Annotated in this window: 16 protein-coding genes; 4 read left to right on the top strand and 12 right to left on the bottom strand. The window is 63.7% G+C overall.

Going from position 1 to position 24,727, the window contains the following annotated elements; all coding sequences use genetic code 11:
- Nucleotides 1-49 precede the first annotated feature (49 nt).
- The 3 genes from QCE73_RS15775 (at nt 50) to QCE73_RS15765 (ending at nt 3,822) form a co-directional block, all read left to right on the top strand.
- Complete coding sequence (locus QCE73_RS15775) at nt 50-364, top strand: EthD family reductase (RefSeq protein WP_309882201.1); 315 nt, start codon at nt 50-52, stop codon at nt 362-364.
- Between the two features lie 65 nt (nt 365-429).
- Complete coding sequence (locus tag QCE73_RS15770; protein ID WP_309882199.1) at nt 430-1,287, top strand: NAD(P)-dependent oxidoreductase; 858 nt, start codon at nt 430-432, stop codon at nt 1,285-1,287.
- 27 nt (nt 1,288-1,314) lie between these two features.
- Nucleotides 1,315-3,822, top strand: a complete 2,508-nt coding sequence (locus QCE73_RS15765; protein WP_309882197.1) for an MEDS domain-containing protein — start codon at nt 1,315-1,317, stop codon at nt 3,820-3,822.
- A 286-nt stretch (nt 3,823-4,108) separates the two neighbouring features.
- Here QCE73_RS15765 and QCE73_RS15755 read toward each other — a convergent pair whose 3' ends face one another.
- The 7 genes from QCE73_RS15755 to QCE73_RS15725 form a co-directional block, all read right to left on the bottom strand.
- Nucleotides 4,109-4,936, bottom strand: coding sequence for a type VI immunity family protein (locus QCE73_RS15755; protein ID WP_309882196.1), 828 nt, complete (start codon nt 4,934-4,936; stop codon nt 4,109-4,111).
- Between the two features lie 73 nt (nt 4,937-5,009).
- Nucleotides 5,010-5,522, bottom strand: a complete 513-nt coding sequence (locus QCE73_RS15750; protein WP_309882194.1) for an SMI1/KNR4 family protein — start codon at nt 5,520-5,522, stop codon at nt 5,010-5,012.
- Between the two features lie 29 nt (nt 5,523-5,551).
- Complete coding sequence (locus QCE73_RS15745; protein WP_309882192.1) at nt 5,552-6,526, bottom strand: PAAR-like domain-containing protein; 975 nt, start codon at nt 6,524-6,526, stop codon at nt 5,552-5,554.
- 2 nt (nt 6,527-6,528) lie between these two features.
- Nucleotides 6,529-7,629, bottom strand: a complete 1,101-nt coding sequence (locus QCE73_RS15740) for a beta-ketoacyl synthase N-terminal-like domain-containing protein (RefSeq protein ID WP_309882190.1) — start codon at nt 7,627-7,629, stop codon at nt 6,529-6,531.
- Nucleotides 7,630-7,639: 10 nt separating this feature from the next.
- Nucleotides 7,640-8,659, bottom strand: a complete 1,020-nt coding sequence (locus tag QCE73_RS15735; protein ID WP_309882189.1) for a DUF2169 domain-containing protein — start codon at nt 8,657-8,659, stop codon at nt 7,640-7,642.
- A 222-nt stretch (nt 8,660-8,881) separates the two neighbouring features.
- A complete protein-coding gene (locus QCE73_RS15730) occupies nt 8,882-10,162 on the bottom strand; it encodes a TIGR02270 family protein (protein WP_309882188.1) in 1,281 nt (426 codons plus the stop codon).
- A gap of 17 nt (nt 10,163-10,179) precedes the next feature.
- Nucleotides 10,180-10,647: a DUF6484 domain-containing protein gene (locus tag QCE73_RS15725; RefSeq protein WP_309882187.1), complete on the bottom strand. Its 468-nt coding sequence runs from the start codon at nt 10,645-10,647 to the stop codon at nt 10,180-10,182.
- 651 nt (nt 10,648-11,298) lie between these two features.
- Between QCE73_RS15725 and QCE73_RS15720 the strand changes: the two genes are divergently transcribed.
- Nucleotides 11,299-17,496, top strand: a complete 6,198-nt coding sequence (locus QCE73_RS15720) for an autotransporter outer membrane beta-barrel domain-containing protein (RefSeq protein ID WP_309882185.1) — start codon at nt 11,299-11,301, stop codon at nt 17,494-17,496.
- An 88-nt stretch (nt 17,497-17,584) separates the two neighbouring features.
- Here QCE73_RS15720 and QCE73_RS15715 read toward each other — a convergent pair whose 3' ends face one another.
- The 5 genes from QCE73_RS15715 to QCE73_RS15695 form a co-directional block, all read right to left on the bottom strand.
- Nucleotides 17,585-17,935 carry a copper-binding protein gene (locus QCE73_RS15715; RefSeq protein ID WP_309882183.1) on the bottom strand — a complete coding sequence of 117 codons (351 nt, stop codon included), beginning with the start codon at nt 17,933-17,935 and terminating at the stop codon, nt 17,585-17,587.
- Nucleotides 17,932-21,138, bottom strand: a complete 3,207-nt coding sequence (locus tag QCE73_RS15710; RefSeq protein WP_309882181.1) for an efflux RND transporter permease subunit — start codon at nt 21,136-21,138, stop codon at nt 17,932-17,934. The genes QCE73_RS15715 and QCE73_RS15710 overlap by 4 nt, the downstream gene beginning before the upstream one ends.
- Entirely contained in the window at nt 21,135-22,664 is a 1,530-nt protein-coding gene (locus QCE73_RS15705; protein ID WP_309882179.1) for an efflux RND transporter periplasmic adaptor subunit, read from the bottom strand. Before QCE73_RS15705 ends, QCE73_RS15710 begins: the two co-directional genes overlap by 4 nt.
- An 11-nt stretch (nt 22,665-22,675) precedes the next feature.
- Nucleotides 22,676-23,965, bottom strand: coding sequence for a TolC family protein (locus QCE73_RS15700; protein ID WP_309882177.1), 1,290 nt, complete (start codon nt 23,963-23,965; stop codon nt 22,676-22,678).
- A 92-nt stretch (nt 23,966-24,057) separates the two neighbouring features.
- Complete coding sequence (locus QCE73_RS15695; protein WP_309882175.1) at nt 24,058-24,420, bottom strand: hypothetical protein; 363 nt, start codon at nt 24,418-24,420, stop codon at nt 24,058-24,060.
- Nucleotides 24,421-24,727 lie beyond the last annotated feature (307 nt).

Below are 24,727 nucleotides of genomic sequence, written 5' to 3'. Positions count from 1 at the left end.
AGCCGGTTTCGCGACCACGCGCTTCACGAATCACCGCAAGGAGGAAACGATGTCTCAGCAACCCGGCGTCACGATCTACGTGACTTATGAAGGCGAACCCGGCGTTCGTTTCGATCGCGCGTACTACGTGGATCATCATCTGCCGCTCGTGATGCGGCATTGGTCGCGATACGGTTTGCAAAGCGTCGCGGCGTTTTTCCCGGCAGTGGCGCGAGCGGGAACGCTCGCCATCTGCGAATGCCGCTTTAGCGACATGGCATCGGTCGATGCGGCGTTCGCTTCGCCTGAAGCGGCCGAAGTGATGGCCGACCTGCCGAATTTCACCGATCTCGCGGCGCATCGCTCACGCGCAACGCCGCTATAAAGCAGTTAGAGCCGTGGCACATCGCGCCCGCGCGCATCATCTGATTCATTGCAAGGAGAAGAACCATGGAAATCGGCATCATCGGACTGGGCGCGATGGGGCGTGCGATGGCGCGCAATCTCGCGCGCGCGGGACATGACGTGAAAGCGTGGAACCGCTCGGGCGGATCGGTGGATGGTGTGACGATGGTCGCATCGCCCGTCGAGGCATTTCGGGGCGATGCGGTCTTCACCATGCTGTCCGACGACGACGCGATCCGCTCGACGCTGATCGCGTCCGGCGTACTTGCGCAAGCGAAGGCAGGTCTCGTGCATGTGGTCGCATCGACGATCTCGGTCGCGTTCGCACGCGAACTGGTCGCGCTCCATGCGGCGGCGGGCATCGGCTACGTGTCGGCGCCCGTGCTCGGACGACCCGATGTCGCGGCGAAAGGCGAACTCAATGTACTGGCGGGAGGACCGCCGGATGCAATCGCAAAGGTGCGGCCGCTGCTCGATGTGATCGGCGGCCGCATCTGGGACATGGGCGACGAAGCGCCGACCGCGAACGCCGCGAAGATTGCCTGCAACATGATGATCACGATGGCGATCGAAGCGATGGCCGAGGCCGTCGTGCTCACCGAAGCGAACGGTTTGCCGCGCGAGCGCTTTTTCGACGTGATTCTGAATACGCTGTTCGGCAGCCGGTCGTATCAGGTGTACTCGGCGAACATCGCCAATGCGAACTACGAACCGGGCTTCAAGGCGACGCTCGGGTTGAAGGATTTAAAGCTCGCGTCCCAGGCGGCCGCGGACGCGGGCCGCACGTTGCCGATGCTCACCGCGGTGCATGGACGCATGAGCGAAACGGTCGCTGCGGGGATGGGCGAAAGAGACTGGTCGGCGATGGCGAAATACACGATCGAGTCGGATCGGTCGAAGTAGCTCTTTCATTCGTCCAGGAAAAGTCGGTTGTTTGCCGGCGCAGACGATTTTCATATCGAACAGGTCAGGTTTGGGCCGCCAAGTGCCGGAGCGCCATGCATCTTTCAGTCCGCAAGCGGGGGTGAGCCGAAGACGTATATCATTGCGATTGACCACGACGCCTGCTCCGCGCGCCGCACCGATATGCCTCCAAACAAGCACCGTTCGAAAATGGACGACATTAGAAACGATTCCGCGCAAACACACGCGCCATCCGGGATTGCAACGATGCCCTTCCTCGTATGGGGAAGTCATATCGGTCAGCTTTTCGATTCCGCTACCGACCTGCGCGAGATGCTCGTGCCTTATTTTCGTGCGGGCCTCTTGAACAACGAGCGCTGCCTCTGGGTCACGGACGGTGCGTTCGGCGTCGAAGACGCCCGCGCCGCATTGCGTGAAGCCGTGCCCGACCTCGACGACCGCGAGCGGAGAGGGCAGATCGAAATCTCGGACAAAAGCGCGTTTTATGATCCGGCGCAGCCTCTGCGTCCACGCCGACTGGTGGAAGGACTCGTAGAGCGCGAGCGCGAGGCGCTCGCTGCGGGCTACCGAGGCGTGCGGACGAATGGCAATTGCGCATGGGTCAAGAGCGCTCAGTGGAATAGCTTCCTCGAGTACGAAACGGGCGTACAGGAAGCCGTTCAGGGCCGGCGCCTCATTTGCATGTGCAGCTACCAGCATGATCTTATCGATGAACCGCAAGTGAACGACGTGGTTCAACGGCATCATCTTCTGCTCCAGAGCCCATCCGCACGCCCGTCAGTCGCAGACCGCCCTGTGGATCAACCGATCGGCATGACAGATGGCGATCCCGATCCCACCAGACTGATCGCGCTGTTAAACGAGGATCTGGCCGCCAGCAGGGCACTCCATGACCTGTCGCTGCATATGCTCGTCGAACAGGAGCCGTCGGCCCTGTATGGACGCATTGTCGAGGCGGCGAGACAGTTGCTCGGATCGGATTTCGCCAGCCTGCAGATGCTTTCGGGCGCCACGGGCGAAACGCTGCAGCTCGAACTGATCGCCCACTGCGGCTTTACGCTGACGGCGGCGACGCACTGGCGCAAGGTGTTTATCGATTCGACCACGAGCTGCGGCGTCGCGTTGGCGACGGGCAAGCGTGTCATCATCGATGACGTCGAGACGTGCGATCTTCTGGTCGATACGACGGATTTGCTGGTCTTTCGCGAAACCGGGATTCGCGCGATGCAGACCACGCCCTTGCGTGCCCGCGACGGAGAGCTGATCGGCATGTTGTCGACGCACTGGGGGCATGCCTACGAGCCAAACGATCGTCAGCTTCAGTTGCTGGATATCCTGGCGCGCGAGGCGGCGGGCCTGATCGCCCGTATGCGTGACGAAGCGCGTTTGCGGGAAAGCGAAGCCCGCTTGCAGCATATGGACCGGATGAAAGAACAGTTTCTCGCGACGCTCGCGCATGAACTGCGTAATCCGCTGGCTCCGATCCGTAATGGGCTGCAAATCCTGCGCCAGAACCAGACCTCGGCGGGCGCCGGCGCGGTGTTCGAGATGCTCGATCGCCAGATCGAGCATATGGTGCGGCTGGTGGATGACCTGATGGAAGTCGCGCGCATCAACACGGGTACGATCCAGTTGCGTCGACAACCCATCGACGTGACAACGGTGCTCGAAGCTGCGATCGAGCTTAGCCGTACCGCTGTCGAGAGCGCGGGACATGCGTTGAAAGTCGATCTGCCGAGCGACGGATTCACCGTCGACGGCGACGAAGTACGCCTCGCTCAGGTCTTCTCCAACCTGATCAACAATGCGGCCAAATACACGCCGGCTGGTGGACGAATCGACATTGCGATGGTGCGCACAGGCAGTTGTGTCGAGATCGGGATCTCGGACACAGGGGTTGGTTTTTCGCCCGAAGAGCAATCGTTATTGTTCGTGCCGTTCTCGCGGTTGCAACCGGCGGCTCATGGGGATGGCCTCGGCGTGGGACTGGCGCTCGCGAAAAAACTGGTCGAGCTGCACGGCGGATCGATCTCGGCGAACAGCGATGGCCGCGACAAGGGAAGTTGCTTTACCGTTTCGCTGCCCGTTCAGGAAGCAGCACGTCGCCACGCGTCTGCTGGGCGCGACGCCGGACTGGACGACTTTGCAGGGCTGAGAGTAGCGGTCGTGGATGACAATCACGATGCGGCCGACAGCCTCGGTGAGCTCCTTCGTGTGATCGGCTGCGACGCTGCGGTCTACTACGACGGCGCGCGCGCACTGGACGCCCTTGAGAAGTCCGCCCCGGCAGTCGCGTTCATTGATCTGGGCATGCCGGGTATGGATGGGTACGAACTGGCACGACGATTCCGCGCGGGAGCGGCTGCCAACAGCGTGCAACTCGTCGCGCTTACCGGGTGGGGGCAACCGGAAGATCGGGCTCGAAGCGCGCAGGCGGGATTTGACTTGCACCTGACTAAGCCGATCAGTATGTCGCGGTTGAATGAGGTTTTGCGGGGCAGTGGCGCTATGTGAAAAGCGCGGCGCGGAAATTGCCCCGGTCCGTCGTGTTTGTGATCGCTGTCCGGGCAATGCGGAAGGCTCGTCTCTCGAACATTGGATGGAAACGCGGGTCGCGCGCTTCGCGACTCGCCGCTACGATTGGCACGCGCTCAAGTTTGAGGCGGACTACGATCTCAGGTATCGCCGTCCCCAGACGGTCGGCGCTTATCAGCTGAAACCGTCAGTGAGAGCGGATTCGCGCACGCTCCTCGAAGCGATCGAATTGCCATGTCGCCTCACTCGAGCTTCAAACTGCGCATCACGGACCGGAGAAGCGACGCAGCCACGCCATCGTGTTCGCATCGGTCCAGCGTGAGCCGCCGAAGGAGCCGTGCTGCCTGACCTGAAGCGGTTCCAATGCGCGCGCTATGGCTTCGTAGTAGGTGAGCGGCGTCTGCAGATGGCGGTCTCCGAGCGTCGGCGACGGACCCGCCAGAAGCACCGTGTTACTCGCGACATGTCCTGCGCGAAATGCCGCGGCTTCGGCACGTCGCACTGCCGAAGCATCCTTGTTTTTCAGCGCTTCTCCGATGATGGTGATCCAGCTCGGGCACTTGTAACCTTCGAGCATATGATCCACCGACACGTCGAGATCCTCGACCTCGACGCCCCAGTAGCGCCAGCCCCACGCATAGGCCTGGTCGAAGTAGGTGCGCGCATACGGGCCGTTCGGAAGCCCCTGAAAGAAATAGCCGCCGTAGCCGGAGACCACGTCCACGATGCGCAACACGTCGGCCGTGAAGGAAAGCAGGCGATCGAGGTCGACGTGCCAGTCGAACTCGAAGCGGTAAAAGCTCGCCTTCCCCGCTTCGGATACCGGCCGATAGCCATGAAACATGTACATCCATGAATCGCTGTATCGCTCATCCGCGAAACCGTAGCCCCAGTCCTCGTGGCGCCGCAGATCGGGCAGCTCGATCTGTTCGAAGCTTCGGCGCGCCGCAGCCGACCAGGGCTTGACCAGCGCGCCGACCGACGTGGACTTGTACAGGCGAAACGGATCGCCCCACCTGCGCAAATAAAGATCCCACACGCGGCGAGCGATGACGGGGCCAGGCGGCGCATCCACGAACAGCAAAAGATGCATCTTGAGTTCGATGAGCGGAGCGCCTACCGCGGGGTCCCGGCAGGGAATGTATAGCGGATTGGTGGCCACTGTCTCAGTTATCCGGAAGATTGTCGCGGTCCGCGCTGTTCACCTCCCAGACATCCGATTGAAACGTCCGTTGCTCCGAGAGGAAGGTACAGAAGTTCGCATAGTCGGTCGTCTCGCCTCGTCCGTTGACGAGGACGACAGCCATCTCGCCATCGCTCGTGAGCGTCCGGCGATCGAACGCGAGGAAATCGGACGTATTGCCCGTGCTGATGACGAACTCGTGCAACGGCGCGAAGTCTTCGTACTCCTCGTCCGACTCGTACTCTTCGACGACTTGCCGCGCGCTCCTCAACGAAAGCCGTGAGAGTTGCATGTAGTCTGCTATGCCGTTCGAGATCAGCAGAAACTGCCGGTAAGAAGGCGGGGCTGACAGACCCTGACTGGCCAGATGCGTATCGAGCGCACGGAGTTCTTCCTCGGACACAGGCGGTGAAAGATGTGCGTCGGCCGGTCTGCGCTTCCTGAACTGCGCGTTCTTGCTCTGCAGCTCAAGGGTTTCGACAAGTGTATTTCTCATCTCTTCGTCATTCATCTCCACACTCCTTTTCATTTGCATTTGCATGATTTGTGTGCGGCAATGCCCCCCGGATATTTCTTCGGGTCGTGGGCATCCATTGCTGGCCCGACGGTTCGGTTCACTCTCGCGTCGGCCCATTTCAGGTTATCGGTAGTCAGCGGTCCTCCCAATCCTGCAGGGTGTGCGTGGTCGGGGTTCATCGCGCCCCGCCCGGAGCGGCGCACCGGCGTCTCGGCCTTCTTGAGCCATTTCTTGTACTGGCAATCGGAATGGAACTTGGCCGCGACTTCGGGGCTCTTCGGACCCTTCTGCTCCACAAGCTCGTCGAACTCGTCCGAGAAATCCGAGAGTCCCGAGGTGTAGTTGGCGTTCGCCGCATTCTGCGCCACGCGCTGCTTTGCCGTGAGATCCGGATACTTCGAAGCGTTGTGCGACGGGCTGCGCTCCACGTTGCGCTTCTCGTGTTTGGATTCGTTATACGCCTTCACCATCGCGCACAACTGCTCGACCATGCAGTCGTCCCATCGGCGCTCTTTCGTTTTCTCTTCGCAATTCACATTCAACGGCATCTTGGGCGGCGGCGTTTGCGGCGTTTGCTGTTCCTTGCCCGTGGTGTTCGCCGGACTGCCACCGTTGTTGGTCGTGTCCTCGCCAAGCAGATGAACGTTCTTTCCTTCCACCTTGACGTCCATCGAGCCAGGCGCGATGAATTGCGTCTTGCCTTCTTCTCGCGACGAGACGACACCGCCTCCCGTGCCCTTGCTTGCCATGTCCGGTGAAGCGCTGCTGTAGAAATACGCCTTCCCGATTGCAATCTTGCAGCCCTCGATGAGCACCGTAGTCGAACCGTCACTCAACTGGTCGGAGGTGCGCCCGAGGTTCGGCAACGGCGTCGGCACGAAAGGCGCCGGCGGACCAGGCATCTTGCAGACATTGGGCATCAATGCCGGCGCCAGGCCGTTGCTTCCTTCCGTAACGGGTGTTTTCGGCGGATTGACCGCCACGCTCACCACGGCTGCACCGTCATCGCGGATGTCGAAAGGTCGAGCAGCACGGCTGCGCGATGACCTCCCGTCGAGGCGGACCACAGTATCGGTGTCGGTCCTTTCGCATAGCCGCGTTGCATGGCGATCACGGCAAGGCACGCGAAAAGGGGCCCGGACGCCGCTCCCACGTCGCCCCAGCAATCGGCTGGCGTCTGAAAGTCGTGTGCATCGACGAATGATTTCTGCACGCGAAGCAGCGAATAGGAGAGCTCTTCGTTACGGTGCCGCTCGCCGTTGAGATCGCAGTACGTCGCCGATACGCCTTTGCTCCCCGCCGGCAACTTCACGATGGCATTCCGCAATGCCGCGGTCAGCCCGTTGCCGACGCACACGGGCGTGCTCGTTGCGGTATGCGGCTCGACGACCGTGCTGCAGGCTAGGACACGGGCCAGTATCGGCAAGGCGAACCTGCGCGCCATGTCTTCGCTCGCGAGCACGCACGTGCCTGCGCCTTCTCCCGGAGGGAAACCGTTACGGTTCGACGACGACATCAGCGCACCTGTGTCGTCGAGCCATTCGAGCGTTACAGGCGATTGATAGGAGTCCACTCCGGCGGCGAGGCATATTTCCGCCAGGCCCTGCGCGATAGCATTGGCCGCCGCCTGGATCGCCATGAGACCGGCGGCGTGCCCGCATGCGAGTCCGTGTACAGTCGACGGCGCCAGATCGCAAACACTCGCGATGCATTCCGCTGCCCTGGACTTGCAATCGTCAGGCAGCCCTGGACGGGCTTCGGGCAGTCCTACCCAGCACTGCCGCCGGGACGCTGCGCGCCAGGCATCGGCGACGGCGTCGGAAAGCGCTTCGCCGAGCGAGGATGCGAGCAGCGTGTTCAGGCGAAGCGAGATGTCCGCGCCCGGGTCGAGCAGCGCATCGGATGCGAGCTTCATAGGCCTGCCCGCTTTGTCGACGAAGTATGGATGCGCAGCGAGCGCGGAGATGCCGGCGCGCACGGCTGACGAAGAGGCGAGCGCGTTCAGGCCGACAGGACTGCGGCCGCCGATGCCGCAAATGCATACCTCACTGGAAGGCGAGCCACTGAAGCTTACGGAGTCGGCCATGTCGCGCGCCTCAGAGCACGGTCTTCTCAAGGACTACGGTTTCGTCGAGCTGGTCGATTCGCCCGTTGCCGACCACTGACGTCTGCCACACGAGAATGAGCCTGCGTGCATCCGGTTCGATGACGACAGTGGCGAGCTGCGCGCGGTGCGTGACGACATCGGCGCCGAAGTGCGTCTTGAAAGTCGGGTGAATCCTCGGCAATGCGAACGCGAGCTGGCCATCGGCTGTGAGATTTGAGAGCTCGACACGCTCGCCGCCGATCAGGAAGCGATCCGCTTGCTGATCGGCCGGCGCACAGTTGTGATAGCGCTGATCGAAGTCTTCGGCCCAGAGCGGAAAGCGCTTCTGCAGCCAGTCGTCGTCATACGTGCCCGCCCGTTCGCGGCGGGGCGACCAATGGCACGAGATCGCACCGAATCCGGCGGGCGCGGGGCGGTCCGTGGCTGCGGCGATCAACTGCGCAGGATGCTCGATGTTCGGCGCGCGCTTTCCCACGCAAGCCTGGGCGCTCATCGCGAAGCCCACGCCAACCGGATTACGGTCTTCGAGCCGGTGGTCCTGCGGATTCGGCGCAAACGCATCCCAGCCGCCATAGGCGCGCTCGTAGCGGATGGGCAACGACCCGAAGGGAATGGGCTCCGTCAGGCGCACCGTGCCGAACGCGCTGCGTTCCCAGATGCGGTCTCCGAACACCCGCAGTCTCTTGTCGATCCCGCCGACGCTCATGCGAACGTCGACCACGCGCGCGACACGGCCGCGAGGTGCCCAAGCGCTCCCGTTCAGGACGATGTCGGTGCACGCCTTGAGTCCGTGGAGGTCCGCCTCGTAGCGCAGGCTGCTATTGTCGAAGCGATCGTACGGCTGCGGGACCATGAAGGGCGGAATCTGGTTCTCGGCGATTGCAGTGGACCCGTCCGCGCGGATGGTAAAAGTCGCCTTCACCACGACGAGCCAAAGGGAATTCGCGTCCCGGTCCTGGATCCAGGTTCCCTGCGTGCTGTACGGGGTGAAGTTGGTGACGGTCCACATCGGCAATCCCGGCGGTCAGCCGGCCTCGTTCCGGGATGAGGGAGCGATCATGCGGACGAGTTCGCGCGCATGGGTGCGGCCGGTTGGCAACGGATAATCCGAATCCGCCTTGGTCTCGCGTTCTTTAAACGATCCGCGCGACTCGTTTTTGAAAGAGGCCGCGTGTCTGCCGTCATGACGGCCCTGCGCCCCTCGATGCGCACACCGACGCAGGAAGGCCTGTTAAATCGACGCCAGCAACGCGCGCTTCTGCCGCCACGCTGGCGCGGCGCAGTTGAAGAGCACGCCGCGCGGATCGGCGAGACGCATCTGCATGGCCGCCGCCGCACGCTGCCGCTGTGCGCCGTTGCGCAAAACGCCGACGTACTGCGCTTTCGACGGCAGCGCGCCCATGAAATGACGCACTTTGCCCGGCATTCGCGTCCTGTTTTCTTCCCACCACGCACGCGCTTTGTCGGGATCTGGCCACGGCGCGCCGTCGTCTTCCTCCTGGGCGGCATCGGAGTCTTCGTGAGACTTCGGCCGCTCGAGCCGAAGCCGCACGAAGTCCGCGCCCGTGATGAGGCTGAACGCTTCTCCAGCGAGCCGGGCGAGGCGCTCATCGCCCATATGTCCGGTCAGCCAGTGGACGTACCGCGGATCGCCGGCAAAGCCGATGGCTCGAATCAGCCCGCGCACGCCTTCCTGCCGTGCCGCGATCTCCTCCAGCCAGCGATGCGCGTCGGCAGGTGGCAGCACGCTTGCGGTGAGCGCGAGAGCAGTCTCGCTGAACGCCGAGGTCGTGAGCGAAAGTTCGCGGAGGATGGCGAGCGGAGCCTGGCGATTGCCGAGCAACAGCGCCGAGCGCGCGGCGTGGAATCGACACGACGCGTCCGGGTCATCGAGGCGGGATTCGCATGCATCGAGGAGATCGACGCGGCCGATCTCGCCCGCGCAGCGCAATGCAGCCGCCCGCAGCGCAGGGTCGCCGGAGACGAGCGCCATATCCAGATGACGCTTCGGATCGACGCGATGCTGCACGCATCCTTCGAGCCCCGCGAGCCGGGCGGCCGGATCCTCGCACGCGAGCAGCATCGCGACGACGCCCGAGAGCCGGCTCGCGCTCACCCAGCCGAACGCCGAATGGAGGCCCGGCCGCGCATCGGGCACGGCCTGGCCCAGTGCGATCAGCCGCAGAATCGCCGGATCGGACTGGCTCTCTATGCATCCGATGGCGGCAGTGAAAAGCTCGCCCTTGCCCGTGCGCTCGAGCGCCTGAATGCTCGAACGCACTCCCGCGCGGCCCGCCACGGCAATGCCATCGAGGTGCGCTGCCAAGCGCTCGTCGAGCCGGGCCAGGTCGGACAATCTCACGTGCGGCGCGCGCACGAGCCGCGAGCGAACCCTGCGCAGACCGGCGGCGTCCTCCACATGCTGGTCGAGCACGCGAAACAGCACGCCGCTCGCGGCATCCGCCGCCGGCTCGCGCGGCCTGAGCGTCGGCACGTGTTCACGAGCTTCCATTTTGTGCACGCCGTGCGTCAGTTGATCTGAACCGATCCGCCGAAAATGCGATTCGTGCCCGACGCACTACTCGATACGCTGCTGCCGCGTATGCGCACGTGTCCGGCGCGCGTGAGCGTGATGCTCGCCTTGCCACAGCGCAGCACCATTTCATCTGTGGCCGTCACGACGAGCCGCTTGCCGTCGGCGTCGACTTCGACCTGCCCGGGCAGGTCGTCGAGCGGCCAGGATTCCGTGCCGAGCAGACAGCCGATGATGATCGGCCGGGCGGGATCGCCTGCCTCGAACATCAGCGCCACCTGGCGGCCGATATGCACGCCGCGCAGATCGGTGACCGTGCGCGCCATCAGGGCCGCGCCCGCCGGCTGACCGGGAATGACGACGAGCGCGGACGCTCCGTCGCCGCTGAATCCGATCAGCTCGCCGATTCGCACGCCGTCTATGGCCGGAAGCGGCCCCGGTTCAAGAAAATCGCGTCCACTCATCGCACTCTCCGCACGTTTCGCTGTGTCATCCAAAGACGAACGACACGGCGCCGTTTTCAACGCGGTGCGCCAACGCGGCAGCGGTGGAAGATTCGAGGATGTCATTTTGAGAATCTCGAGGTGCTAATCAGGTCCCCCATCTTTACCGCAAGAACTGAATCGAACAAAGCCCCGCTAGCGGCACGCGTCGTTCCCTCCTACTAATAAATCTCTAATTCACCACGAGCACTATCCAGAATAAGCGCAAGTGATTGGTGTTATTTCAAATGCGCATTGAGTGCGAACTCAGACAGGGCCGACTCGTGTAATGAGACAGATATTGGCTGAGGCCTATTCGGAACTCATTAAAGCGCATTGCGACATTTAAAGATTAATCACACTGGCGAGACTCGATTTTACAGGCCTCAATTGCCAGTGCCGACTGCCGTTCATTCGTAGCGTCCAGAAATCGGATTTTCTCGATCGATCCGGATCGCTAGCAAAACCAGTCTCTGCGCGACTCGCAGACAAATTCGATGTCTTTTTTAAAAGACTGCAACCAGTTTGGGAAAGATCATGTACATATTCAAACATTCATCGAATTGTGAGTCCGCGCGGGCAGCGACCTCGGCGCTCTTTGCAGAGGATGGCTGCGGAGCCAGGCGTAGAACGGTGGTTGCGTTGGCCCTTGCTACGCTGCTCGTTCCGGTCGCGGCGCGCGCCCAGTGCAGCAACAGCGCCAACCCCGCGCTGCCTGCGGCGCCGGCACAGACCAACTTCTCCAATCAGTCGTTTGGCGCAGCGCCGCTGCCCCAGTATTACCTGAACGCCTCGGGGCAAAGGGGATGCAAAGGCGCTGACGACGGCTCCTGGAACGGCGACGGCCAGGATGGCTTCGCTGGTCAGTCGGGTGGTTCCTTCAACAGCGTCAACAGCGGGATTACGGTGAAGGGGGGCTTCGCGCCGACCATCATCAGCCCCACGATGGGAGCGGAATGGTCCGTCAACGGTGGTGACGGCGGTGCCGGCGGACAGGGCGGGTATGACGACAATGGCTCCGCCCACACGGGAGACGGCGGAGCGGGTGGCAATGGCGGCGCGGTCTCCGTACAGTTCAGCGGCACGGTTGGTCCCGACTCGAAAGGTGTCCTTCCGGAAGTCGCGCTCGACGTGGAAGCCAATGGCGGTACCGGCGGAGCGGGTGCCGAGTCCAATGCCCAAGGCAGACAGCCACTCTATGGCGGCAACGGGGGACAAGGGGGGCGGGGTGGTCAGGCAGCGCTCAACGCCTCAGGCAATATTCAGTTCTATGGTGTCGGCCTTCGCGCGTACGCCCTGGGCGGGGCCGGCGGGGAAGGTGGTAACTCGCCCACTCCGGGTGATCTTGCCGTGGAAGGCCATGGAGGCAAGGGCGGCGATGGCGGCGCCGGCGGTACCGCGACACTTGCGTATCAGAACGGCAGTCTGACCGCCAGCGCCCCTATAGGCCAGATCTTTCCGATGCAGGCAAACGCCGATGGCGGTAAGGGCGGCTACGCTGGCGGCGCGTTGGGTGGAAGTGGCAGTTTTGGCGGGACCGGCGGCGACGGAGGTAACGGCGGCACAGCCAGCGCGGAACTCGGCAGCAGTGGCCAGATCGCTTTCTCCGATCAGATGCAACCGGTGAACAGTCAGTATCAGCCGGGCAGCGGCGTAACCGCCAAGGCGAATGGCGGAGCGGGCGGGGAAGGTGGCACGGCCATCGACGGCAACATCCGCAATGAGGGCGGTGCGGGCGGCAACGGCGGGAATGCGGGCAGCGCGAGCGCCACCATCCTTGGCTCCATCGATTACACCGCGAATGTTCCGGCAGGGCAGTCTGCTGCCGGTTTGATCGGGGGCGAGGCGGTGCTGGTGCAGGCCAATGGGGGCGCCGGCGGTGTCGGTGACGGCGCCCAGGGCACTACCGTGGGTGAAGGCGGCAATGGCGGTAAGGCAGGCGCCGGCGGGAGCGCTTCGCTGGCCCTTGGAGACGCGACGAACACGGCGACAATCAAAACGAACGGCCCATATACGCATGGCGCCCTGGTGCAGAGTATCGGCGGCGGCGGGGGCAATGGCGGTAGTGTCAGCTTCGTGCTGAACGGCGCGGGCGGTGCAGGTGCAGCGGGCGGCGATGGCGGTGCGGTCACGGTGAACTCGGACCACGCCTTCGTCACGGCCGGCAGCACATCGGGCGAAGGCAGCATCCCGCTGATCGCCCAGAGCATCGGCGGTGGCGGCGGAAGTGGCGGCGACGCCAGCGGCGTCACCGTTGGTGCGGGTTTCCAGATCGGCGGCAACGGCGGCCAGGGCGGCAATGGTGGCGCGGTGAAACTCACGCTGGGCCAGAACAGCGTATTTGGCAGCCTCGACCAGAGCGGTGGCGCGGGGATACTCGCGCAAAGCATCGGCGGTTCGGGCGGCAATGCCGGCAACGCAACGTCGGCCGGCGGCGGGCTGATCACCATGGTGATCGGCGGGGATGCCCACGGTGGCGGCTCGGGAGGCCAGGTCACGGTCGACAACGGCGCGCTCGTCACGACCCATGGCGACCACGCAGCCGGCATCAAGGCCCAGTCGATCGGCGGCGGTGGCGGCAATGGCGGCAACGCTACAGCGTTCACGGTCGGCGGCCCCCTGTCGAGCTCGGTTGCCATTGGCGGACAAGGCGGCGGAGGCGGCGCGGCTGGCGCGGTTTCGCTGACCAACACGGGGCAGGTTGCCACGTATGGTTCGGATGCCGAAGGTGTCGTGCTGCAAAGCATCGGTGGCGGCGGCGGCTCCGGCGGCAGCGCCACGGCGCGTGCCGTGGCCGCATCGGGCAGCCCCAACATTCCTGCAATCAGTGTCAGCGTCGCGATCGGCGGCGCCGGCGGGACCGGTAACACCGGCGGCAACGTCACGCTCGATAATTCCGGGCTGATCACCACGGCGGGCGACAGCGCGACCGGCGTTTTCGCGCAATCCGTCGGTGGCGGCGGTGGTACGGGCGGCGACGCAACCGCCGCGTCCTACTCCGCGTCGCCTGCCAAAGGTGCGTCCCTGTCGGTCTCCGTGGCTCTCGGCGGCAGCGGCGGCACGGGCGGCACAGGCGGCGCCGTCAAGCTGGAAAACTCCGGGCTGATCGCCACCCTGGGACAGGACGCTCACGGCGTGTTCGCACAGTCGATTGGCGGTGGCGGCGGCAATGGCGGCACGGGCGATGCCTCGGCAACGGCGGCTAACGCCAAAGCCAGCTTCAGCGCGGCAATCGCGGTAGGCGGAACGGGTGGAACAGGGGGGACGGGCGGCACGGTCGGCCTGACCAACGACGGTTCGATCGCGACGCGCGGCGACGGCTCGGACGCCGTGTTCGCCCAGAGCGTGGGCGGCGGCGGCGGCGCAGGCGGCGGCGGTACCGCTGCGGCCAGCGGCGGCAAGGATGCTATCGCCGTCGGTGTCGGCGGCAAGGGTGGCGTCGGCGGCGACGGCAACACGGTGACGACGACCAACAACGGCAACATCGTCACCCGCGGCGCGGCGTCGACCGGCATCTTCGCGCAAAGCGTTGGCGGCGGCGGGGGCAAGGGCGGCAAGGGCGCGGCGGCCGCGGGCGGCAGCGGCGGCCTCGACACGATCTCCAACGCCCAGACCCTGTTCGGCATTCTGGGTCAGGGCCTCGGCCTCAACCAGGATGTGCAGAACCTGGGCAACAACATCCTGCAGGTCGGCGTGGTCGGCGAAAAAATCAAGGCGACTTATGGCGATCTGGAAAAGCTCCTCACGCAGCCGGATGGAGTATCGAAAGTTCTGGGCACCGTGTCGCAGATCAGCGTTGGCGTGTCGGTCGGCGGCAGCGGCGGCGCGGGTGGCCAGGGCGGCGCGGTGAACACCAGCAACACCGGCGCGATCGGCACCTATGGCGCGCAATCCCACGGCATCTTCGCGCAGAGCGTTGGCGGCGGCGGCGGCAGCGGCGGCGCGGCGAGTTCGGTCGGCAAGTCGAACAATGATTCGAAGGTGCAGGCCGCGGTCGCGGTGGGCGGCAGCGGCGGCGCGGCCGGCTCTGGCGGTGCGGTGAGTGTCGTGCAGAATGCGAATGGCGCGGTCGAGACGCAGGGGGTGGAAGCGTTTGGCGTGTACGCGCAGAGCGTAGGCGGCGGCGGCGGCAACGGCGCGATGTCGGGGGCGATCAGCGGTTCGCTGAAAAGCCTGTCGGTCGCCGTGGGCGGCAATGGCGGAAGCGCCGGGAATGGCGGCACCGTGAGCGTCGACAACAACGGCTCGGTCACGACACTGGGCAAGCACAGCGTCGGCATCTTCGCGCAAAGCATCGGCGGCGGCGGCGGTGTCGTGACGACCGCGAGCAGCGATGAGACGTTCGATCCCTCCAAAATCATCGTGAATCCTCAGGGACGGCTCGCCGACGTCTACGGCGTGACATTGAGCTTCGGCGGTCAGAACGGCAGTTCGGGAAAGGGCGGCGACGTCAGTGTCAACACGGAAGGCAACGTGACGACGAGCGGACTCGACGCGCACGGTATCGTCGCGCAGTCGATCGGCGGCGGGGGCGGGTTCGTGGTGGGCGGACAGATCGCGAACACGGCCTCCGGCGCCGGTAGCGCGAAGGGCGATGGCGGCAACGTTCTTGTTGTCGACACCAATAACACTGTAGCCACCAGCGGCGACGGCGCGTATGGGATCGTCGCACAATCGGTCGGCGGTGGCGGGGGCTTTGCCGGCGACCCGTCCGCCCCACAGGGCTACGGTGGCGCTACGAACGGCGCGGTATTTGCCAACAGCGGCAATGGCGGCACCGTCAACGTCATCGTGGCAAACGGCGGGAAGGTCGTGACGACCGGCCGGTACGCACCGGCGATCTTCGCGCAATCGGTCGGCGGCGGCGGCGGTCTGGTGGTCTCCAACTTCAACGCAATCAACTTGCCGAATGTGATGGGAGAGGGCAGCGCGGGCGGCGCGGGCGCGGGCGGCCCGGTCTTCGTCAACGTCAGGAATAACGACACGGTCATGGCGACAGGCGTCGGCTCCGCCGGCATCCTGGCGCAGAGCGACGGCCAGACAGCCGGGCGCATCTCGATCAACCTGGCGCCCGGCTCCAAAGTCATAGGCGGCACGACCGATCCCAATTTCCCGACGGGCAAGATGGTGGGGCAGGACCCGGAGTATCGCGATGCTGCCGCAATCCGTCTGCTGGGGGGCAATAACAACGTCATCACCAACCAGGGCACCATCCAGACCTTAGGCAAATACGCGATCCTGGCGTACCCCACGGTGTACGGGGGCGGGGCTGTCAGCACCACGGTCAACAACTCCGGCACTATCACCGGCGACATCGACATTGGCAGCACCAGTGTCGTCAACAATCTGGCCGGCGGCGTGATCGACACACCCACGAAGCTGAACGTCGGAGGCGGCACGGTGAACAACGCAGGAACGCTCAAAGTCGGCGGCGCCAATTCGGTCGGCAAGACGGTGCTCACCGGCAATCTCGTGCAGAGTCCGACCGGCGCGCTGAACGTCCAGATCGATCCGGCCAACAAGCGATCCGATGTCCTCGATGTTACCGGTACCGCATCGCTTGCCGGCAAGGTGCAGGTCGAGCCGGTGAGCTATCTGAAGAGTACGAGCACCGTGCTGACGGCGGCCGGCGGAATCCAGCCCGATGCGACGCTCGCGGGCACCTCGACGCCGGTCTACCGCTTCACGCCAGTGATGCAGGGCAACTCCGTCGCGATCAAGACCGATGCGGATTTCGTGGGTGCGAGCAAGGGTACTTCGGCCACACAGCAGAGCGTCGCATCCAACCTGGACCGGCTGTGGAACAGTGCCGATCCCGCCTTCGCACCCATCTTCGGAGCCTTCGGCAACGTCGGCAGTGCGTCGGGCTATGCGCAGACGCTGACCGCGGTCTCCGGCCAGGAACTGCTCGGCATCGCTGCGGCGCGCTACCAGGCGAGCCAGGCGTTCGCGCGTTCCGTCTTCAGTTGCCCGGTGTTTGCCGATGACGACACCACAGTGAGAAAGCAGGGCTCCTGCGTGTGGTTCCGCGCCTCGGGCATGTGGGAAAACCGCAGCGCCGACGCTTCCTTCCCCGGCTACGGCTGGCAAGGTTCGACGATGAAGGTCGGCGGTCAGGTCGAACTGCAGCCCGGCTGGTTCCTCGGTGGCGCCATTGGCTACGAGACCGACCGCTTCACCGGCAACGACAATCTGACCAGCGCCAACGGCAACGCGCTTCTGGGCGTCGTCGCGCTGAAGCACGAGGTCGGGCCGTGGACTTTCACCGGTGCGGCGGATGCCAGCTACGGCTGGATGAACAGCTCGCGCGTCATCCCGGGCGCCAACGCGGTGGCGACCGCCTCGCCCGATTCGTACACGCTCGGACTGCACTTGCGCGCGGCCTACCAGATCCCGTTCGACCGCTTCTACCTGGAGCCGGCGCTCGACGCCGATCTGAACGACGTCAATCTCCCCGGCTACACGGAGAGCGGTGCGGGTGCGCTGAACCTGAAGGTGAAGAGCGCGAACAGCGTCATTGCGAGCGGCACACCGAATCTGCGGATCGGGACGCGCGCGCAGATCGGGTCAGCGACAGTCGACGCCTATGTCGGCGCCGGGGTCAGCTTCATTGCAGGCAATAGCTACACGACCGACGCGTCATTCGCCGCTGCTCCGGGTTACGGCAACTTCACCAATACGCTCACCAATGCGCACGTCGCGGGCAAGTTCTCCGCCGGGGTGGAGGTGTATACGACCAAGCGCCTCGATGTGCGTCTGGAGTACGACGGGGTCGTTGCCGCGCACGAGGTTGAGAACGGTGGGCAGGTCCGGCTCAAGTACAGGTTCTGACGGCATCGTTGGGAGCGGCGAGAAGCATCGAGGCATCGGCAGCGGGCTACTTCTGTGGCCACCTATTAAGATACCGAACCGTATTCCATCAAGGCTGCCTTTCGAGCTTCACAATCGTCAGGTTCCCGTCAACGTTCTCGACGCGGACCCTGACCTTGTCACCCTCGCGAACCTGCTTGAGCAACGCGGCATCCTTCGCCTTGAACGCCATCGTCATCGGCGGCATGCCCACATTCTCAAGCGCGGCATGCTTGAGCGTGACCATACCGGTCGCGGCGTCGACCTTTTTGACTTCCGCATCGGTGAGCGCGGTCTTCGACGAGGCCTTTGCAGCCGACGGCTTCGCTGCCATGTTCATGCCAGCCATGTCATCGCCCGCAAACGCGGGGGCTGCAAACAGGGTTGCACAAGCGGCAGATGCAACGATCAATTTCTTCATTGAATTTCTCCAGATTGGGTGGATGACACTTGCGTGCCGGAAGGTACAGCATGGTAAGTTCGGGTCGCGCTGACCTGCCGTGCGCGACGGCGCTGTAGCAGAAGCCAAACTGCGGGAATCACGAACATCGAAAGAATTGGCGCCGTGACCATGCCACCGACCATCGGCGCGGTGATACGTTGCATGACCTCCGACCCGGCACCGTCGCCGATCATGATCGGAATGAGACCGGCCAGCACGACCGCAACGGTCATCGCTTTCGGCCTCACCCGCAACACGGCGCCTTCGCGAATCGCATCGAACAGCAGCGCCTCGGTCAGCAGTGCACCATCTTCGAGACGCCGGTTGAGCGCGCCTTTCAGGTACAACAACATCACGACGCCGAATTCCGCAGCCACACCCGCGAGCGCGATGAACCCGACCGCAGTGGCAACTGATACGGCATGCCCGAGTATCCAGATGAACCAGAGTCCGCCGATCAGCGCGAACGGTACCGTCGACATGAGCAGCAACGCGTCGGCCGTCGAATTAAAGGTCAGGAAAAGCAGCACGAAGATGACGACCAGCGTCACGGGAATGACGGTTCGGAGCCTGGCCGTCGCGCGCTCCAGGTACTCGAACTGCCCGGACCAGGCAATCGAATAGCCCGGAGGGAGGACGACCTTTTCTGCGACCGCTCGCTGCATCGCTTTCACCGCCGACTGCAGGTCCGTATTACGGATGTCGACGTAGACATAGCCCGAAAGACGCGCGTTCTCGCTGCGAATCATCGGTGCACCATCGGCAATCGTGATGTGCGCAACGTCGCCAAGCTGGATTTGCGCGCCACGGTCCGTGAGGACGGGCAGTTGTCGCAGCTTCTCGAGGGAGTCCCGAACTTCGCGTGGATAGCGGATATTGATGGGGAAGCGTTCGCGGCCGGCAATCATCTCGCCGACGTTCTCGCCGCCCACCGCAGAGGACACGACTGCCTGAATATCCCTCACGCCGAGCCCGTAACGGGCGGCCGCCGACCGGTCGATATCGACATCGATGTACCGTCCACCATTGAGACGTTCAGCGAGTGCCGAGCTCACGCCGGGCAGGTCCTTCACCGCGGCTTCGACCTGTGTCGCAATCCGGTCGATTTGCGAGAGGTCCGCGCCCGAGATCTTGATCCCGACGGGGGTCTTGATGCCCGTCGACAGCATGTCGAGGCGATTACGGATAGGCGGCACCCACACGTTCGACAACCCCAGCACCTTGACTATCGCATCCAGTTCGTCGACCAGCTTCTCGGGTGTCATGCCTGGACGCCACTGACTCCGCGGCTTGAACTGGATCGTGGTCTCGAACATCTCGAGCGGTGCGGGGTCGGTGGCCGTGTCGGCGCGGCCCGACTTGCCGAACACGGTCGCCACCTCTGGAACCGTCTTGATGAGCCGGTCGGTCTGTTGCAAGAGTTCGGACGCTTTCTCGGCCGAGATGCCGGGAAGCGCCGTCGGCATGTACAGCAGGTCGCCTTCATCGAGCGGCGGCAGGAATTCTCCGCCGAGGCGCGAGATCGGAATGACCGTGACAGCCAGCGCCATCACGGCGAGCCCGATCACAAACCACGGGCGTCGAAGCGTCGCTTCGAGCAACGGCTTGTAGAGCCGGATCAGCACGCGGTTGATGGGGTTGGCGTTCTCATGCGGAATGCGGCCTCGGATGAGATAACCCATCAGGACGGGCACGAGCGTGACCGACAATCCGGCTGCTGCCGCGATGGTGTAGGTCTTCGTGAATGCGAGCGGCGAAAACAGCTTGCCTTCCTGGCCCTCCAGCGAGAACACGGGGATAAATGACAGCGTAATGATGAGCAGGGAGAAGAAGAGGGCTGGTCCTACTTCCGCGGCGGACGTCGCAATGAGTTCCCAACGTTGCGCGGCGGAAATCCGCGTGCCGGGGAACTCGTGCTCGAACGCCTCAAGGTGCTTGTGTGCGTTCTCGATCATCACGATGGCTGCATCAACCATCGCGCCGATGGCGATCGCGATGCCGCCGAGCGACATCAGGTTTGCGTTGACGCCCTGATAGCGCATCACGATGAACGCTGCGAGGACGCCGAGCGGTAACGACAGAATCGCCACGAAAGCGCTGCGCAGATGGAACAGAAAGACTGCACAGACAATCCCAACGACGATGAACTCCTCAAGTAGCTTGTTCTTGAGATTGTTCACCGCGCGCTCGATGAGCTGCGATCGATCGTAAGTCGTTACCACCTCGACGCCGGGTGGCAATGACCGTTTCAGATCGGCGAGCTTCGCTTTGACCGCGTCGATGGTCGTCAGCGCGTTCTTGCCCGATCGCATCACGATGACCCCGCCCGCGACCTCGCCCTGTCCGTTGAGCTCCGCGATCCCGCGGCGCATCTCGGGTCCGATCTGGATGCGCGCCACATCGCCGAGCAGCACTGGCGTGCCCGCATCATTCGTGCGCAGGACGATATTGCGGAAATCATCCAGCGAGCGAAGATAACCGTAAGAGCGGACCATATATTCGGACTCCGCCATCTCGACCACCGAACCGCCCGATTCCTGATTCGCCTTGCCCAGCGCATCGGCCACCATCGCCTGGGTGATGCCATATGCGCGCAGTTTGTCCGGGTCGAGGACAACCTGATATTGGCGCACCATGCCGCCAATGCTGGCCACCTCCGACACATCGGGCACCGCCTTCAGTTCGAACTTCAGGAACCAGTCGTTCAGCGCGCGCAGTTGCCCCAGGTCGTGCTGCCCGGTTCTGTCGACGAGCGCGTACTCGTACACCCAGCCCACGCCGGTCGCATCCGGCCCGAGCGAGACCGTCGCGCCCGAGGGCAGGCGGCTTTGCACCTGATTCAGGTATTCGAGCACGCGCGAGCGTGCCCAGTACTGGTCGGTCTTATCGTCGAAGAGCACGTAGACGAACGCGTCGCCGAACGACGAATAGCCGCGGATGGTTTTTGCGCCCGGCACACCAAGCAGCGTAGTGGTTAGCGGATAGGTCACCTGGTCCTCGATGACCTGCGGCGCTTTGCCCGGATACGAGGCCTTGATGATGACCTGGGTGTCGGAGGGGTCGGGCAACGCGTCGAGCGGTGTCTCCGCGACAGAGTAGATGCCCCACGCCGTGACCAGCACCGTGGCCAGCAACACGAGGAAGCGGTTGTGGATGGACCAGCGGATCAGACGTGCAATCACTTGGCGCCTCCGATCGGTTCGACCTTCATCAGTTGGTAGCCATCGCCGGACTGCCGGAAATCGAAGTGCATGGTCTCTCCCGGTTTCACATCCGGAAACGCATCGGGTGCTGGCTTGCTGAAAGACATCGTCATTGCAGGCCAGTTCAGGGCCGGTACGGGCTGGTGCGAAAAGGTGATGTCGCTGGCCGTCACTTTCTCGACCTTGCCGGTGGTCTCGTACGTCCGAGTCGTGGCGGGGACCGGGACTGGAGCCGAACTAGTCGCGGGTGCGGCGCGACCTTCGAGCCTCGGCAGAACCGACTTGATGCTGGCGTCGGAATCGATAAGGAATTGACCGGAAGCGACGACAGTCTCGCCGTCGTTCAGACCGCTGAGTACCTCGGTCTCGTTGCCGACATCGTGGCCCAGGGTGACGTGCACAGGTTGCAAGCGCCCGTCGCCATTCTTCACGATGACGACCGAGCGTTTGCCGGTTGTGATGACGGCTTCTGAAGGCACCAGCAGCCGCGGCACTGCCTTCTGGCCAGCGACGCGCACACGCATCAGCATGCCCGGCGTCAGCTTGAGCGCCGAGTTGTCGAGTTCGAGGCGTGCCTGCAGCGTCCGGCTCGTTGTGCTGATGCCGGGCAGGATTTCACGAATCTGACCTTTGAAGTGCTCGGACGGGTCGCCGCTGAATGTCGCATCGACGGTCATCCCGGGTTGCACGTTCAAGGCGAGCGTCTCCGGGATTTCGACGACCAGCCACAACTTCGAGAGCCCCGCGATTTTGGCGAGCGTCTGCCCCGGCGTGACCATCGCGCCATCCCTGACGTTCAGTTCGCTCACGACGCCGGTTTCAGGCGACGACAGCACGACATGGGTCTGCGCCTTGCCGGTCCTGTCGAGCGCCGCGATGACTCCGTCCGGAATCGACAGCGCCCGCATGCGCGCACGTGACGCTTCCAGCATGCTGCTGTCCAATCCGCTGCGCCTGAGTGCGAGATATTCCTCCTGCGGCGCGAGCCAGTCGGGAACGAACAGCGACGCAATCGGTGCGCCCTTTTTGATCTGCTGCATCGGCGCGCTGGCGTAAAGGTGGTCGATGTACCCAGTGACGCGTGATTGCACGACGTCGGACCGTGATTCGTCGAACTGCGTGGTGCCGACGGCATCGAAACCTTCCGGCGTTTCCTGCCGGCGCACCGTCGCGTAGCGGATGCCGAGATTCTGCTGAAGGCCGGGATCGATCCTGATGCCTGTGGCGCCGCCGCCTTCGTCCGCATAGACGGGCTCTAGCTGCATGTTCATGAAAGGCGACTTGCCCGGCTTGTCGAAGTGCTGGTTGGGCACCATCGGGTCGTGCCAGTACAGCACCTTGCGCCCCGTCTTTGGATCAGTTTCGTCGCCCGGAGCGGAAGCCGCCATGGTGGCGGGCGTATTCGTCGCCGCCGTACGATGCATCCCGACGATATAGCCGGCACCGAGCAGCGCCGCTGCGGCAAACATCATCAGGGTCGCGCGTGCCAGTTGTTTCGTTTGCATGCTGTTCCTCTTCACTGGCTAGCGGACATCGAAGCCGATATCGAGGCGGGCACGACCTGGTATTCGAGCTGCGCCCAGGTCTGCGACACGTCGCGCTGCAGGTCGAGCACCTGAAGTTCAGCGTCGAGTTGCGCACGTCTGGCAGCAAAGGTGTCGGCGAGCGAGCCCGTGCCTGCCCTGTACGCACCTGCCGCGAGCTGCACACGCTGGTCGGCTGCCGGCAGCAGGGACCTGGAGAGATTGGCGATGCGTTCGCGCCCGCTCGCGAGAGTGGCGGACTGCGCGCGGATGTCCGCTTCCACCTGACGCTGCGCGTCCTCGTACATCAGCCGCGCCCGGGTCGCCAGTTCCGCTTTCTCGCCAACATCCCGGTCCTGGCGGTCTTTGCGATTGATCGGAAGTGGAATGCTGACGCCAATCGACGCCATGTTCGAGTACGCCCCGCCGCGTTGCTGGTAGGCGACTTCCCATGACCAGTTCGGAGTGCGATTACTGTTCGCGACGGAGATGTCGGCATCGGCGATGGCAATGTCCCGCGATGCGGCGACGAGCACGGGCTGAACCTCGCGCAACTCTTCAGGCGGCAGAATCGTCACATACGACAGCGGCGCGGGCGGCTCTCCGCTTACGTCCAAAACCGGCGTGGCGGTCCAGCGCGACAAACCGATAAGCGCGGTTTGCAAGCTCTGTCGAGCCCTGAGCAATTGGTCCTGCGTTTGCGCAAGCATCGCCCTGGCTTGAATGACATCGGCGGCAGTCGATTTCGCAGCGCGATAGGTGGCTTTGATCGCCTCGAGCTCATGGTTCATGTGCTCGGCGAGTTCCTGCTGCAACACGACCGCTTTCTTGGCATAAGTCGCGTTGAGCCAGGCTGTTGCAGTCTGTTGGCGAGTGTTCGCAAGTTGTCCGAGATAGCCTGCCCGCTCGCGCTCGACCACATCGTCCGCCAGTGCGGAGCGCAGTCGACGCTTCTCACTCGACACCCACTCCTGCTCGATGCCGATGCGGCGCATCGTCATGAAATCCTGGCCAATCGTGAACTTCTGCTGGCCGGTCACGGGCAGATTGTCGACCCCCGCCTTGAGCATCGGGTCGGGCAACTGACCTGCTCGCACGGCCGCTTCCGAGCTGGCTCGTACCGAGGCCTGCGCCGCGCCCATCGCGGCAGAGTGGTCGGTCGCGGCTTGCAGTGCAGCCTCAAGCGTGATGGATGTTTCCTGAGCGTGCGCGGCCATGCTTGCGAGCAGGAGCGACGCAAAAAGCGCACGCCGGTATGACGGCGTGCCTATCATTGAAGGCATGTTCTAACCCCAACGGCGGAGTTCCATAGGAACTCCACGTCCTGGACGCAGGACGACCTCGCCGCACATGCGGCGAACCTGTCAGCGAGGGATTAGACGGTGCGCGGAGGTCGCCAGAGACCGGCCGGTTCACGGACGGTGAGCGACTGCGCGTAGTGAAAGACGACGGAGGTGGAGAACCCGGCGGGACGCGTGATCTCGATGCGCGACACCGGGTGATAGAGGCTACCGAGCTGACATTGCGCGGTTACCTTGCAAAACGAGCCTTTGGCTTTTTCGGGCTGAGACGATTTCATTGTCTCGCAGCCCGGCATCTCCGACGACATTGTGCTGCCTTCGTCGGAACCCATGCTCATTTGCATCGGACATTCTCCGGTCAGGCCGCTAGCCGCCAGTCCACTGATGGGCAGCATGGCGCAAAGCAGCAGAAGGAGTATCGTCCGGAGAAATTTCATGGCGAGGATTATAGCGGACCTTCTCGAAGCGGCCCTGCAAGGTCGAATCGGCGCGCTCGATGCGTCCCTTCGCCTGGCTGCTATTGGCGTTCGGCGACGGCCTGAATCACTCTGAGTCGGTCCAGTTCGCGCATCGACATGGTGATGCTCCCGGTCGTGTTCATCGCCAGCGCTCCTGAAACGCTTGTCTGGCAACGAACCTACGTCAAAACCCGACATTACTTATATGGTCGCCTCCCATTTGCAAGGTAATTGTGCGTGGCAAGGAGGGTGGTTGCGGACTTATATCCGGACTCGATCGCGGGCG

Origin of the sequence: Caballeronia sp. LZ029, from assembly GCF_031451275.1 — a bacterium.
In the GTDB taxonomy this organism is placed as follows: Bacteria; Pseudomonadota; Gammaproteobacteria; order Burkholderiales; family Burkholderiaceae; genus Caballeronia; species Caballeronia jiangsuensis.
The sequence above is the reverse complement of the archived record's forward strand: the minus strand, read 5'-3'. Positions and strand labels throughout refer to the sequence as shown.

What these genes read in the sequence shown, in the direction of transcription:
- QCE73_RS15775 (WP_309882201.1), top strand. Translation starts at nt 50, where the DNA reads ATGTCTCAGCAACCCGGCGTCACGATCTACGTGACTTATGAAGGCGAA.
- QCE73_RS15770 (WP_309882199.1), top strand. Translation starts at nt 430, where the DNA reads ATGGAAATCGGCATCATCGGACTGGGCGCGATGGGGCGTGCGATGGCG.
- QCE73_RS15755 (WP_309882196.1), bottom strand. Translation starts at nt 4,936, where the DNA reads ATGCATCTTTTGCTGTTCGTGGATGCGCCGCCTGGCCCCGTCATCGCT.
- QCE73_RS15750 (WP_309882194.1), bottom strand. Translation starts at nt 5,522, where the DNA reads ATGAGAAATACACTTGTCGAAACCCTTGAGCTGCAGAGCAAGAACGCG.
- QCE73_RS15740 (WP_309882190.1), bottom strand. Translation starts at nt 7,629, where the DNA reads ATGGCCGACTCCGTAAGCTTCAGTGGCTCGCCTTCCAGTGAGGTATGC.
- QCE73_RS15735 (WP_309882189.1), bottom strand. Translation starts at nt 8,659, where the DNA reads ATGTGGACCGTCACCAACTTCACCCCGTACAGCACGCAGGGAACCTGG.
- QCE73_RS15730 (WP_309882188.1), bottom strand. Translation starts at nt 10,162, where the DNA reads ATGGAAGCTCGTGAACACGTGCCGACGCTCAGGCCGCGCGAGCCGGCG.
- QCE73_RS15725 (WP_309882187.1), bottom strand. Translation starts at nt 10,647, where the DNA reads ATGAGTGGACGCGATTTTCTTGAACCGGGGCCGCTTCCGGCCATAGAC.
- QCE73_RS15715 (WP_309882183.1), bottom strand. Translation starts at nt 17,935, where the DNA reads ATGAAGAAATTGATCGTTGCATCTGCCGCTTGTGCAACCCTGTTTGCA.
- QCE73_RS15705 (WP_309882179.1), bottom strand. Translation starts at nt 22,664, where the DNA reads ATGCAAACGAAACAACTGGCACGCGCGACCCTGATGATGTTTGCCGCA.
- QCE73_RS15700 (WP_309882177.1), bottom strand. Translation starts at nt 23,965, where the DNA reads ATGCCTTCAATGATAGGCACGCCGTCATACCGGCGTGCGCTTTTTGCG.
- QCE73_RS15695 (WP_309882175.1), bottom strand. Translation starts at nt 24,420, where the DNA reads ATGAAATTTCTCCGGACGATACTCCTTCTGCTGCTTTGCGCCATGCTG.